The organism is Paraliobacillus sp. JSM ZJ581, assembly GCF_044383835.1.
In the GTDB taxonomy this organism is placed as follows: domain Bacteria; phylum Bacillota; class Bacilli; order Bacillales; family Amphibacillaceae; genus Paraliobacillus.
Window position 1 is genome coordinate 47,776 of the sequence record NZ_JBISEP010000002.1, and the last position, 13,497, is coordinate 61,272.

The window sequence follows — 13,497 nt, forward strand, 5'->3', positions numbered from 1 at the left end:
CATAGGGGTATGTTTCAATTCATTTCTAGGAGGTATTTACAATGACAGAACGTTTTCAAGTTCAAGGAACAGAAACAACTTTATTACATGGTGGGCAGCAAGTTGATCCTACAACTGGATCAAGAGCAGTACCAATTTATCAAACAACATCTTATGTTTTTCGTGATACAGAGCATGCACAAAACTTATTTGCTCTAGCAGAACCAGGAAATATCTACTCACGAATCATGAATCCTACAGTAGATGCTTTCGAGCAACGTATTGCTTTACTTGAAGATGGGGTTGCTGCTGTGGCAACAGCATCAGGAGCTTCAGCGATTACTTTAGCAATTTTAAACCTTGCACAATCTGGTGATGAAATAATTACAGATAGCAACTTATATGGAGGGACCTATAATTTATTCTCCAACACGTTACCCAAATATGGTATTAATGTGAAGTTTGTTGATGGAACAGACCCAGACAACTTTCGATCTGCCATTACAGATAAAACAAAAGCAATTTTTGGTGAGGTCATAACAAATCCTTCATTAAATATATTCGATATTGAAGCTGTAGCAACTATTGCTCACGAAAATAATATTCCATTAATCATCGATAATACATTTGCAAGCCCCTATAGTTGCAAACCGATTACTTGGGGAGCAGACATTGTAATTCACTCTGCAACAAAGTGGATTGGTGGACATGGGACTACAATAGGTGGTGTTGTCGTTGACGGTGGACGCTTCGACTGGAATCAAGATAAATTTCCAGGATTCATAGAACCTGACCATAGTTACAATGGTCTACGGTTTGGCATTGATGTTGGTCCACCAGCATTTGCAATTAAATTACGTGTACAGTTATTGCGCGATATCGGTCCTGCTTTAAGTCCTCAAAATGCATTTTATTTTTTACAAGGATTAGAAACATTACATTTGCGTGTGAACAAACATTCGGAAAACACTAAAAAAATAGCAACATACTTAGAGGCACACCCTCAAGTTGAATGGGTCAACTATCCAGGATTACCGTCTCATCCTTCACATGATTTAGCTGATAAATATCTTTCAGGAACATACGGCTCCATCATTACCTTTGGAATAAAAGGAGGGCGTGATACTGGTAGAAAAGTGATTGATAGTATTCAACTTTGGTCTCATGTAGCGAACGTGGGAGATGCAAAATCACTTATTATTCACCCTGCCTCAACGACACATCAACAATTAAATGAAGAAGAATTAAAGACTAGTGGCGTTACAGAAGAACTAATTCGCCTTTCTGTTGGGTTAGAATCTATTGATGATATTTTACAAGATTTAGATCAAGCAATCGCAAAAGCAACCAATACTGAACCAACGATTCAATTTAACGAAGAAGATGCCATTCAATGGGCATTCTCATCACCATTTGCAAGAGAAGCAGAAGGCTTACGATTAAAGAATATTGTAGTTGCTGGACAAAGTGAAGGGGATGAGGCATTAGCTAAGCTTCACCAATTGGGCTATAACATTGTACCTTTATCAGAGAACGAACAACCAATTGATGTGTTGTATGTACCAGAAGATAATTTAATTAAAGAGATTCCGACTGATACAACAATTGTTTGGTTTGAAAAATCATCCACACTATCGGACAGTAGTGACTCAATTATCATTGAAAATCGGTGCCCTTTTGCAGAGGCAAATCGTATTCGTCTTAATCGATAAAACATAACATATACACTTATTTGATAAATAGACATACCTTGCTTAGGTATGTCTATTTATTTCTGTAAACGGAATGGTTATAACTATTGCTAAATCATTGTTTACTGCCATATAATAAACTAATAATGCTTTGTAAAGACTATTCTACATCGATGGTTTATGAAAACAAACAAACGGGAATAGTGTAGCATTCATTTTTTTAAAATAGGTGTGAGCATAATGAGCAAAAAGAAACGCTGGATTATTTTTGGTGGAGTAACAGCTACTTTGTTAACAGCTACTGTTTTGTTTATTTGGTTCAAAACGGACTATTCAAATGAAACAGCAAACATAGAATCAAGAAAAAACATCAAACAAGTAATTGAACAAGTACAAGAAAAAGACGAAGAAATGAAGCGTGAAAAAAACAATTTTTCATCCAGTATAAAAAATGCTGTAGAAAATACGATTGGCTTATTTGTTCGTAACAATTATAATATAGTAGCTATTGGTGATTCCTTAACGCAGGGTGTTGGGGACTTGACAAACAATGGGGGATACGTTGGTGTTATCGAAGACAATTTGTCAGACAAAGCACATCCGATTACAATTGAGAATTATGGAAAGCGTGGAAATCGATCAGATCAGTTACTTACAAGATTAGAGGATGAGCATATTCAATCATCTATCGAAAAAGCCGACATGATTTTACTGACCATTGGTGCCAATGACATTATGAAAGTCGTTAAGTCTAATGTGATGAATCTTCAAGAAGAGCCGTTTGAACAGGCAAGGAAAGCTTATAAAACACGGCTACAAGCAATTTTTAATACGATTTTAGAGCTTAGTCCTGATGCTAATATTTATTTAATTGGATTTTTCAATCCATTTGAAGGCTACTTTGAGGATATAGAGGAATTGGAATCTATTCTTACAAACTGGAATCAGACTGGAAGAGAGCTTACACTAAATGATCCTCAATTACATTACATTCCGACAAAAGATCTGTTTCAATTAAAAAATGTTGATTTATTGGCAGATGATAACTTTCACCCAAATACAACTGGGTATACTTTAATCGGTGAGCGCGTCCTTACTTATATTCGACCTACTATTGAAACAGCAAAGAAAGAAAAAGAACAACAAAATGAAATAACACAAGAATAATTCGTTTTAGAAAGGTGTTTAATGTAAACAATGGAACAAAAGACACAACGGCATTGGAAAAAGCTATTTATTGGCTTATTAAGCATAAATCTGTTTATTTTTATGGTACTATTTATCTTACTATTTTCACCTACTCCAAAAGCGCCAACTGTACCTGAACATTCAGCAGAAGAACAAGCTGGAGCAGAATTTACTGTGCATTCAAGTAAAGAAAATTTAAGTCAGCTCGTCAATGGTTATTTAGATGAAGCATTGAATGATAAAAAAGGAAAATACTCTGTTCAATTTGAAGAAGATGTTCAATTCCATGGTTCTGTTCAAGCCTTTAACAAAGACATTCCTGTCTCCATTAGCATGGAGCCAATTGTGCAAGAAAATGGTGATTTAATTTTACAACAAAAAGAGATGTCGTTAGGACTATTGTTACTACCAAAAAATAAAATATTAGAATATGTGGAAAAACAGGTAGATTTACCTGAATGGATCATCATAGACCCAGCTAATGAACGAATTCATGTCACAGTAACACAAATGGATATTAAAAGTAATTTTAATGTCCGCATTCAACAATTTGATTTAGAAAATAATCGATTATCATTTCGGATTAAAGTTCCTACTGAAACGTTAGGATTTTAATGCATTATAAAGAAAGGCAGGTTTATTTACTACATGAATAAACCTGCCTTTCTTTACTGTATACGTTGGCCAATCACTATGACTATTCATTTACTACTTCAATTTCTCCAATGTCACTCCGTACATCCATTAGTGGACCATCTGTTCCAACTTCTAGATAAACATCTCCATCATTATTCTCTCCTCGATCTTGCCTTATTCCCGATGTATATACAGACCCTATATCACTCGTTAAATCCATTCGAAATGCTTTAGGCATCTGTTGAATAGCAACTTCAACGTCACCTATATCCGATTCGATTACAACATCGTCTTCCCATTTCATTAGTTCAAGAGATATTTCACCTACATCACTAAGAATATCGTATCTACCCACTCCATCAGAAATATGAATATCACCTACGTTTGTTTCTACATCAGCTTGGGATGTCTTTGTGTTTTCCATTTCAACGTCACCGACATCACTCGTTATGTTTACGGTAGAAAAATCACCATAGTTTACTGAAATATCTGCTACATTTGAATCTAATGATAGCTTCTCAAAATGTTTATCTGGTAATTGTAAAACTAAACGCAACTGTCGATTATTTTGGAACGGCAAGATGGAAAAGTTAAACCACCATTTATTACTTTGATTTAACTTAATAAACAGCTTATGATTCTCATGATAAACTTGATAGTCTAATTTCTTTTTTTGTTGTTTATTCATATATCCAGTTAATAAAACGTGTATCGAATCATCTGAACTTTTTTCAATTTCAAAATCTACTACATCCACATCAATATCTAATTGATTAATGGTATTCGAATGAAAATCAGTAGCATCCATCAATTGCTCTTTATTACCAAAAGAAAAAATCTCATTTCTAAAAATAAAAACACCGATTAAACCAATTAAACCTGTTATAAGTGCAATACTTGCAATTTTTTTCAAAGCATTCACCCCCTAATTACATTTATATTCCATTTTATGTAGCCTTTTACTGCAATAAATAAAGCCTTTGTTACATAGATCATTAAAATGATAAACAAAACTCCTATACTAACCAAGGTAAGGATAATAAAAAACTCTGGCAATATAGTTGAAATCGTTGTTAGCTGACGCCAAAATAGAGATATAATCCACGCAATTGGTGCCAAAGAAAATCCAACTGCTATTGCACAAACACTAAGCCAGACAGCAAATAATGCAATAGCTGGTCCAAGTACAACTACTACATTAAAAACAATAAGAATAAGTGCAAAAATCAATGAACGCATTGGGCTACGTGATGTGTTCGAAGAAGCGTGTACAACTTGTTTATTCTCTTTCTCTTGAGAAAAATGGCTCATGTTGCAATCAGCTATACGTTTTTGGGCAATCAAACGTGGTGTGCCAAGCTCAAGAATAATAGATTGTTCGTCTTTTCCATCTATTTCAGCAATTTTAAAAATATCTTCATAGTCTTGTAAAATATCATTTCGATCATGACTTGACAATTCTCTCAAATGATAGGCAAGTTCTTTCATAAAGTTTTGCTTATCCATATCTATTCCCCCTCAATCAATTTATGTTGGTAGGCATAGATTGCTGCTTGTGTTCTATCTTGCACTTCTAATTTGCTTAAAATATTACTTACATGAACTTTAGTAGTCTTGAGTGCAATATATAGTTGATCGGCAATTTCCTGATTTGTCTTTCCCTGCGCGATGAGCAGCAATACTTCCTGTTCTCTTGCTGTTAATGTATCATGACGTTCTGTTTCCCTCTTTGTGCGCATTCTTGTTAATACTTTATTAGTGACTTCTGTTTCAAAGATGGATTCTCCTTGATACGTGCTCCGAATTGCCTTCGCTATTTCACTAGCTTTCGAGGTCTTCAAGACATAACTAGTGGCTCCAGCCTCTAACGCAGGATAGACTTTATCATCATCGATAAAACTTGTAACCATTAATATTTTTGCTTCTGGCCATGCTTGGATAATTTCCTTCGTTGCTTGAATACCATCCATTTCATCCATGACAATATCCATTAAAATTACATCTGGTCGAAGTTTAAGTGCAAGTTCTACAGCCTTTAATCCATTATCGGCTTCAGCTATTACTTCAATATCTGACTGTGTTGCCAAATAAGTACTCACACCAATACGAACCATTTCATGATCATCCACAAATAATACTTTAATCATTTCCATCACCTTCTACGTCTATAATCGGAACTCTAACTTCTATTCTTGTACCTTTATTAGGTACACTAACGATACGTAATTTGCCACCAATTTCTGCTGCACGTTCTGACATATTTGCTAATCCATAGGAGCTGGATTGTTTTTCTTCAAGATTAAAACCAATACCATCATCTAATACACGTAAGATCACAGCGTACTCCCGTCTAATTAAAAGAATATCAATTGCGGTAGCTTTCGCATGTCGTAATGCATTAGATACTGCTTCTTGTAGCATGCGAAACAAATGGTCTTCCACTCCTGAACTTAAGGATACATCTTCCACTTGCCAATGCATTTCAATCGGAATTTTTTGATCTAGCTCTTCCAATAATTGATCCATACCCATTTTCAATGAATTATCTTTTAGAGCAATTGGTCTCAAGTGTAGCAATAATGCTCGCATTTCTAATTGTGCTTGCTGAATCATCGTTTCCACTTGTTGTAGTGGTTTACTTATTTCCTCTGTTTTTGAAATAGCCATTTCATTCATAGCAGAAACAAGCATTGATGCTGCGAAAAGTTCCTGACTTACAGAGTCATGTAGCTCTCTTGCTAAGCGATTTCTCTCTTCTATAATGACCTCTTCTATTTTTTCTTGTTGATTTTCTACTCGTTCACTTATTAGTTTTTGTGTTCGTATCGTTTGTTCTTGAATATACAATTGCACTTTTTTCATTTGAACCATTACGTAGTCAACGTCTTCCAACGGACCATCATACCTAGTTATCACATCTGTATTAGAATTTTCCAGATCATTTAATCCTCTTTCAATTGCCTCTAATTGATTTCTTCCAAAAACACCAATCATAAAACCAGTGCTAGCTCCGAACATTAAGCTCACTAATAAAACAAATAAAATAAATGGGATCTTCCAAAAAGCATACTCCCATACTTCTAACCAATTTTGTACAGGATACATTAGAAAAAAGATCGTCAATAATAAAATTGTCAGTAACACAGAAAGGAGCATTCCAATAATAATTGAACGACTAATCATTGTTTTCACTCTCGTGTCACCTCAATTTTTCCAGCAATCATTGATGTGACTATTTTCACCTTCTGATTGGCATCGTTATATGCCTCTGTTTGTAGATGAATCACTCGATTTGTAATGACTTCATCACGATGCTCTAAAATATCTACAGCTCCAAAAAGAACAGAGTGTTGAATAGACACTTCTACATCAAATGGGACGATTATTTTGACAGTACCAAATAAATGACGTGCTATAATGAGTGGTTCTCCCTTTGGTAACACCGTGTACGTTAAATCAATAATTGTTTCTCCAGCAATGGCTTGAATATTTACATCGCTCCATTCATAAGCTGACCTTTCTGTTTGTTGCCTACCAAACCATTTGTTAGTAAATAAAACTTTCTTTTCGTTTATCTGTTGGCTTTTTGGAAATTGAGGTTGATGGTAATTCGCACGTTGATTTTTTTGATACCAATGCAAAAGCAATATAACAAGAATTGCAAATAATACGATTTGAAAGGTAATCGTATTAATCACTGTAATGCCAAGTGCAACTACTCCAACCCAAAAAAACATTCGCCCCATCGGACGATAATAGTGCTGACGCGCAAGATAAATAATTACAATCCATACACCTAGCCAAATCAACGATTCTGTATGAATAAAGATTGCTTCAAAAACTAAAAAAATGATAATACCTAATAACAAGTACTCCGTCACATGCATATTTTTCCGATTAAACATAGGCTTCCCTCAATTTCTTATGATACAACTGTTTAGTTGGATAAGGTATCGAAATTAACTTCGATATCTTATCCAATTAGTTATAGCGTACCATGAACTTATTTAGAAGTAGAAACCTTTTTTTCTAATGCATCAAATCTTGCATCTAATGTATGCAATCGATAGTCTGTTGTTACTTGTTGTTCTAATCGTTCAATATAATTTTCTACCTCTTGAAACTTTGATTCACTTTTTTCTACTAATTCGGTATGCAGTACTTTGTTCATTCCTTTATGGACACGTGCGATATTTTCTCTTCCTTTTAATTCTAGTCGTTTGACGTATAAATCTTTTAACTTATGGTTCATTTGAACATATTTTGCTTCGATTTGATCAAGTCCTTGACTATTCTGCTCAAGCATCTCTGCAAGTTGTTCTGCCCTTGCTTGATATTGTAGCTGTTCTGCTGCCGCCTCTTTTTTTAGTTCTTCTTCTCCCATTTCTTCTGCCAATGCTTGCTGTGCTTTTCTTTTTTCTACCATTGATTTAGCTTTTTGCAATTCGGTTTGATATTCTTGCTTGATCGCATATTGCTTTTCAATCAATTTCTTTAATCGTTTTACTTCTTCCTCGCAATTACGAATATACTGATTTAGTTGGGTCATTGGATGCTTTTGTTCCTTTTGATCTAATAATTCATGAAAATCTGCTACAATTGTGTCTTTAACACGAGTGAAAATATTTGCCATGTGAATTAACTCTCCTTTTTATTTTTTAAATGTATCAACATTTTATTATTCTATAATCCATTGATCTTCTTCGTTTTTTTGTTTACTTTCTTTCCAATTCTTGTAGATGTAATATAAAACAACCAGTGCTAATGCACCTACAAAAGCTGCTGTATTCGATAGCGAGATAGAAAGTGCAATGAGCCCTACGATCGCCCAACCAATTTTCCCACCAATTGAATCCGTTAAAATAAACTTTCTAATAGCATAGTAGGTAATGGCTAAACTAATTCCTAATAAAATCATTGGTCCAAGAGCGATGAGTAATACAATAGCTGCAATTCCTGCAATTAACAAAAATAAGATTGTTTTCACGTTCCATTTCCTCCTTCCATGCTTCTATATTATCCTTTTTGCCCATTGTTTATAATGGACTGGCGGTATATTTTAATATACGACCTAAGGCGTAATTTAATCTTTATAAAAGATACAAGTGATAATGAAGCGATCGTTAATTACTCCAAAAAAAATAAAGCTTGGCATTTAGCCAAGCTTTATTTTTGAAGTATCCCATTTATGTGCGTACTCATGCTGGTTAGTCATATTAAAATATGGATAATTGCTAAGACTTCCTTGATAAATTAATTTTAGTTCATGCCAGTCTCTTAAATCTTGTGGACGGATAAGACATGCAGGCTTATGATACTGATACACACCACAATCTGATAACATCGTCGCTACAAATTGGGAACAAAAATATGCATTTTCTCTTTGTAGTTCTTTATTCAACATTACACCAAACAATCCTAACATATTATATCGATATAAGTGCTTTTTTGTTTCCATCATGTTAATTCGCTGTTCTAATAGTTGATACTCCACTTCAGATATTTGCAATCGATAAACCGCACATGCTGCATTTTTAAAGAATGGCATCTGAAGATTCTCTCTTACAAAACCACCAATAAAAGGATTTTTAGGTCTTTTTCGCCCAAAACTATATACATAGTTTAATGATTGATCCAACGCTATCGAGGTATGATTTAATGTTGAGTTTGTAAATAAATTAATCATTTTTGTTAAAAGTGTTCCAGTATCTAAAAACACTAAATAAATCGTTTTCTGTTTCAAGCTTTATCCCCCCTTCTCTCGTCCTTGTTTGTATTTTTCTTATAAATAATTAGCTATTATTCTATCATAACAGCCTTTAATAAATAAACAGTGGACGGAGGTTATAAGTTTTTGTAGGTCTTTAGATCTAACAAAAACCTAGAAATAATTTGTTTAACTATATGATAAAAAGAAGATTATTTCAATCCATTATTTCATTAACATTATCTTATACAGAAAATCTTAAAGTTTCACTATGATAAATCTTAAGATTTTCTTAAAATTAAATAAGAAAGATATATTTGACTGATCACATGACATGTACTTTTTTCTATTTAGCCATTGCTTTTGCTAGTGCAGGGTTGCTTCATGTATCGTCCTGTTTTTTCATAATATTTATTCGTATCACGTTTACTAGCTTTGTCTGTTGTGCGCTTTTGTTTACGATTCTGAAACGCAACTAGTTTTTCACAATCACCACAACTACAAGTAAACGTTTGGACCTCCTCTTGTCCGCGCATTCCCATTTTTTTATTACAATTCGGGCAACGGACATTTGTTTTTCTAGTAATATGTTTTTTGCCCCCACAAGAACGGTCTTGACAAACAAGCATTCTCCCTTTTTTCCCATTGACCTCCAGCATTAGTTTATCACAACTTGGACACTTGGTTCCTGTTATATTATCATACTTATACGTTTCTGGGATGCCAATCAAAATAAGAAGAACGAATATTGTGATGAAATTGCATTATCTATTACAGCCAGAACTCTAGGGGCCCTTTTTTATGTAAAACCAACAATAATAATTAACATAGCTAGTTATTAAAGGTATTGGCAAGTTAAAAATAGTAATCTATCTCTTAACTTCATTAACCTATCTTTCTTTGAAATAAATGATTCAATAGAATAAACCAACAAATTGTAATAATCATACCTATCAGGAAAGCATGAATCCAATCATCATTATGACTTATCAAGATAAACATATATGCTGGCCAATACATCGGCAAAAAGATCATTACTTTTGCCAGTGGGTTTGTAATTGCATAATCAATCAATGGCGACAGAATAGACAGATTAATCACTTTAGCAAGGGCTAAACCCTCCACTTTATTAGAAGCAAGACTGGCCATTAGCATCGTAATCAGCGGTGCTTGCAGTGCTAATAATAGTGCAGTCGGAATAAATGTAATGATCTTCCATTCGATCACTCCCTGAATCAGGATGACAATGAACGACAGAAAGAATGTTGTGATCATCGGTAATAGTAACCTGCAAAACAGATAGCCAACCTTCGTTAACGGAGTTACAGCATAATAAAGTAGGACGCCCTCATCCCGTTCATCTAATATGACAAATCCATATAGCATGCCAATCATCAGTGGTGTCATCAGTAACACCAATCCAACAATTAGAGGGAAATGCTCTGTTAATTCATAAGTTGTATGTGTAGCAATCAGTTCATCAAGCTTTGATAGACCGAATCGAACAAATGAAGCCAATAGTAAAATTCCGAACATCGAAAAAATGAGAAACGGATCTCTACGAATATTCTTCCAATCGCCAATCGATAGTACGACAATCTTTTTAATCATATGCTTTCCCCCTTAAGTAAAGCATTTATCTTTTAAAAATTGTTTAAATGATTGGTACGTCCATAGGTACACTAGACCAATCCAAACAGTTAATATAACAAAAGAGTATAGATAGATTCCAATGGATACTCCTTTAAACGCTCCTTCCATCAAAAGCAAAATTGCCTGTGTTGGAAAAATGAAAAAAATAGGTGTATCGTAACTCCCAATATAATCGACTAATGGTAAATAAAACACTATCACCAAAAATGGGGACGTATATAGAAACGCATTGACTGATTTTACCCGAACAGCCAAGTTAATTCCTAACAACGTAAAAAACATTGAACAAAGTATGACCGCAAGTAAAAACGGCACAACATGAAACGAACTTTGATGAATCACGACGAATAAAACTATGCTAGTAACTGCTGCGAGAAGCGTTAACGACATTACTTTACTAATCAAATACTCGTGAATCTTCAATGGTGTGACGTATAATGTACTGAAAATCGATTGATCGCGCTCAAGCAGGACGATTCCACCAACAAAGAAGAAGCCTAAAACTGATGGGTCAGTGAACACAATTAGAATAGAAGCTGTTTGTACATAGGCTTCTGGGCTGAGTAAGAGTACGCCAATGTAAAAAATAGTAACAAGTGCATAAGCATAATAAAATCCGTGGCGTAATTGAAATTTCACATCCATCTGGAACAACTCGACTATTCTCATATTAGCTTTCTACCTGTCGTTTGAATAAAAATATCCTCTAGGGTTGCTTCCTTTGTGTGCATCGTGATAATCTCATATCCTTTTAGAATCTTTTGGAATCTAGCATTCTCACCCAAATGATTCAATGGGAATCCCTCATTTTTAACTGATTCTTCATCACGATATTCAACGTTTAACTCTTTTTTCCCGTTCACTATTTTTAATTGTTTAGGAGAATCAATTAATGAAATGTTTCCATCGACGATAAAGGCAACACGGTCACAAAGTTCCTCCGCAGTCAGCATATTGTGCGTAGTGATAATAATCGTCTTCCCCTTATCTTTCTCTGCTTGTATGAGTTCCCTTAGCTTCTTTGCGTTCACTGGATCTAAACCTGACGCCGGCTCGTCAAGAAACATAATGTCTGGGTTATTTAGTAAGACACGACAAAAATTCAAACGCATCTTCATCCCTTTTGAATAATTGCCAAACTTTATATCAGCAGCTTCCTTCAAACCAACACTTTCTAGCAACTGTATCAGATCCTGAGTAGCATTTTTATATAGTCGACTGAAAAACTTTAAGTTCTCCAGCCCAGAAAACTTCTGATAAAAATTCGGAAATTCAAACCCAACACCAATCCGTTCATAATAGGAAGCATCAAGTGACTTTAACTCACACCCATCAATCATCACACTTCCCTTGTAGCCTTTTAAAATACCGATAAGAATCTTCTGAGTCGTACTCTTTCCAGCACCAGAAGGACCAAGGAAACCAAAAATCTCCCCTTTGTTCACAGTAAATGATATATCTTTAATACTATCTTCCTTTTTACTTGGATAGCGATAAACTAGGTTATTCACACTAATCATCTATCATTCCCCCCCTCTCTAACTAATCCCGCTGATAAACATTCGGCAAGTAAATCAACAACATCTGGATAAACTTCCTCTCCAATTTCCTGTTTATGAAGTAACATCATGAAAAAGCCTCGAATCGCACCTGTGATAATAGCTGGGTCCTTGTCTACTAACACATTGCTCCGTTGCCATTTTTCTAACAATGGAGAAAGTACAAATTCATCCTCTTCAAGATGTTGCTGGATTCTTTCTGGAGGTAACTTTCTTACAAGATGTTCCATACTTTCTTCTTGAAAAAGGCTTTTAATAATTGGATGTTGGTCGATCATTGAGATTGCAAATAAAAGCATGTTCTTAAAAGCCTTACGTGTCATTGGCTCTTCATCCATTTTATCCAGTAGTTTCCGTTTTATTTCCTTTTCCTCTTCCTCTAAAATATCAAAATACAACTCTTCCTTGGATGTGAAAAACTGATAAAACGTCCCTTGCGCAATCCCAACAGCCTTCGTAAGCTGAGAAATGCTAGTTTTCTTGAGCCCAAAAACACTAAACAATTTTTTCCCTTCTAAAATTAATTTGCTATAGATTATTTGTTTCTCTTGTTTACTAAAACCTTTAACCATTTTTACACCTTCTTGAACATATGAATTATATTATTTTTCATTCATATAGTATACCTGATCACAGAAAATGTAAAGGCGTTTTTTATATTTTGTTTTAATCACCTAAAATGATATACCTTCCCCTCTGTCTGCTACAATATATGATAGTCTTTGTACCCATAGCTATATAAAATGTCGTATATATATTCACTGTGATGTGAAAAAGGAGGAGATTTAACTATGAGTAATATGGTGGACTATTTCGCTGAAAAACGTTTGAAAAGGTTACAATGAAAGATACTAATTTGAATGATGAGAGAGTAAACAGGGATGGTGTTGTATCTAAGACATCTTGGAAAGGGAAATAGCCATGAGTGAAGAAACAATAATCGATGAATTACAGTTCTTACAAAACCAAATCCATCATCCAATATCAACTCAGCTTATTGGTCAATGTTCTCAAAATATTTAATAGTTATACTCCTATTAGTTGATACCATTCTTTTAGATGTTTTTTTGACCATACAATTAAG

The 13,497-nt window shown here is 34.4% G+C and carries 16 protein-coding genes; 3 read left to right on the forward strand and 13 right to left on the reverse strand.

Going from position 1 to position 13,497, the window contains the following annotated elements:
* Positions 1–41 precede the first annotated feature (41 nt).
* The 3 genes from ACH6CY_RS01935 (at position 42) to ACH6CY_RS01945 (ending at position 3,473) form a co-directional block, all read left to right on the forward strand.
* Positions 42–1,691, forward strand: a complete 1,650-nt coding sequence (locus ACH6CY_RS01935) for an O-acetylhomoserine aminocarboxypropyltransferase/cysteine synthase family protein (protein WP_374065546.1) — start codon at positions 42–44, stop codon at positions 1,689–1,691.
* A gap of 219 nt (positions 1,692–1,910) precedes the next feature.
* Complete coding sequence (locus tag ACH6CY_RS01940) at positions 1,911–2,837, forward strand: SGNH/GDSL hydrolase family protein (RefSeq protein ID WP_374065547.1); 927 nt, start codon at positions 1,911–1,913, stop codon at positions 2,835–2,837.
* Between the two features lie 30 nt (positions 2,838–2,867).
* Positions 2,868–3,473 (forward strand): YpmS family protein, encoded by a 606-nt coding sequence (locus tag ACH6CY_RS01945; protein ID WP_374065548.1) that lies wholly within the window; start codon positions 2,868–2,870, stop codon positions 3,471–3,473.
* An 82-nt stretch (positions 3,474–3,555) separates the two neighbouring features.
* Here ACH6CY_RS01945 and ACH6CY_RS01950 read toward each other — a convergent pair whose 3' ends face one another.
* The 13 genes from ACH6CY_RS01950 to ACH6CY_RS02010 form a co-directional block, all read right to left on the reverse strand.
* The gene (locus tag ACH6CY_RS01950) at positions 3,556–4,407 is read right to left on the reverse strand and encodes a DUF4097 family beta strand repeat-containing protein (RefSeq protein WP_374065549.1); all 852 of its coding nucleotides are present in this window, start codon (positions 4,405–4,407) and stop codon (positions 3,556–3,558) included.
* A gap of 5 nt (positions 4,408–4,412) precedes the next feature.
* Complete coding sequence (locus ACH6CY_RS01955) at positions 4,413–5,000, reverse strand: DUF1700 domain-containing protein (protein WP_374065550.1); 588 nt, start codon at positions 4,998–5,000, stop codon at positions 4,413–4,415.
* Positions 5,001–5,002: 2 nt separating this feature from the next.
* Positions 5,003–5,641, reverse strand: coding sequence for a response regulator transcription factor (locus ACH6CY_RS01960; RefSeq protein ID WP_374065551.1), 639 nt, complete (start codon positions 5,639–5,641; stop codon positions 5,003–5,005).
* Complete coding sequence (locus tag ACH6CY_RS01965) at positions 5,634–6,677, reverse strand: sensor histidine kinase (protein ID WP_374065736.1); 1,044 nt, start codon at positions 6,675–6,677, stop codon at positions 5,634–5,636. Before ACH6CY_RS01965 ends, ACH6CY_RS01960 begins: the two co-directional genes overlap by 8 nt.
* Before the next feature lie 5 nt (positions 6,678–6,682).
* Positions 6,683–7,399, reverse strand: a complete 717-nt coding sequence (liaF, locus tag ACH6CY_RS01970; protein ID WP_374065552.1) for a cell wall-active antibiotics response protein LiaF — start codon at positions 7,397–7,399, stop codon at positions 6,683–6,685.
* A gap of 98 nt (positions 7,400–7,497) precedes the next feature.
* Positions 7,498–8,127, reverse strand: a complete 630-nt coding sequence (locus ACH6CY_RS01975) for a PspA/IM30 family protein (RefSeq protein ID WP_374065553.1) — start codon at positions 8,125–8,127, stop codon at positions 7,498–7,500.
* A gap of 45 nt (positions 8,128–8,172) precedes the next feature.
* Complete coding sequence (locus ACH6CY_RS01980; protein ID WP_374065554.1) at positions 8,173–8,481, reverse strand: lmo0954 family membrane protein; 309 nt, start codon at positions 8,479–8,481, stop codon at positions 8,173–8,175.
* A gap of 168 nt (positions 8,482–8,649) precedes the next feature.
* Complete coding sequence (locus tag ACH6CY_RS01985) at positions 8,650–9,237, reverse strand: hypothetical protein (protein WP_374065555.1); 588 nt, start codon at positions 9,235–9,237, stop codon at positions 8,650–8,652.
* A gap of 314 nt (positions 9,238–9,551) precedes the next feature.
* Positions 9,552–9,932 carry a hypothetical protein gene (locus ACH6CY_RS01990; RefSeq protein ID WP_374065556.1) on the reverse strand — a complete coding sequence of 127 codons (381 nt, stop codon included), beginning with the start codon at positions 9,930–9,932 and terminating at the stop codon, positions 9,552–9,554.
* Between the two features lie 154 nt (positions 9,933–10,086).
* Positions 10,087–10,812: a hypothetical protein gene (locus ACH6CY_RS01995; RefSeq protein ID WP_374065558.1), complete on the reverse strand. Its 726-nt coding sequence runs from the start codon at positions 10,810–10,812 to the stop codon at positions 10,087–10,089.
* Positions 10,813–10,824: 12 nt separating this feature from the next.
* A complete protein-coding gene (locus tag ACH6CY_RS02000; RefSeq protein ID WP_483874854.1) occupies positions 10,825–11,523 on the reverse strand; it encodes a fluoroquinolone export ABC transporter permease subunit in 699 nt (232 codons plus the stop codon).
* Entirely contained in the window at positions 11,520–12,374 is an 855-nt protein-coding gene (locus ACH6CY_RS02005) for an ABC transporter ATP-binding protein (protein ID WP_374065561.1), read from the reverse strand. The genes ACH6CY_RS02000 and ACH6CY_RS02005 overlap by 4 nt, the downstream gene beginning before the upstream one ends.
* The gene (locus ACH6CY_RS02010; protein ID WP_374065562.1) at positions 12,371–12,985 is read right to left on the reverse strand and encodes a TetR/AcrR family transcriptional regulator; all 615 of its coding nucleotides are present in this window, start codon (positions 12,983–12,985) and stop codon (positions 12,371–12,373) included. The genes ACH6CY_RS02005 and ACH6CY_RS02010 overlap by 4 nt, the downstream gene beginning before the upstream one ends.
* Between the last annotated feature and the right edge of the window lie 512 nt (positions 12,986–13,497).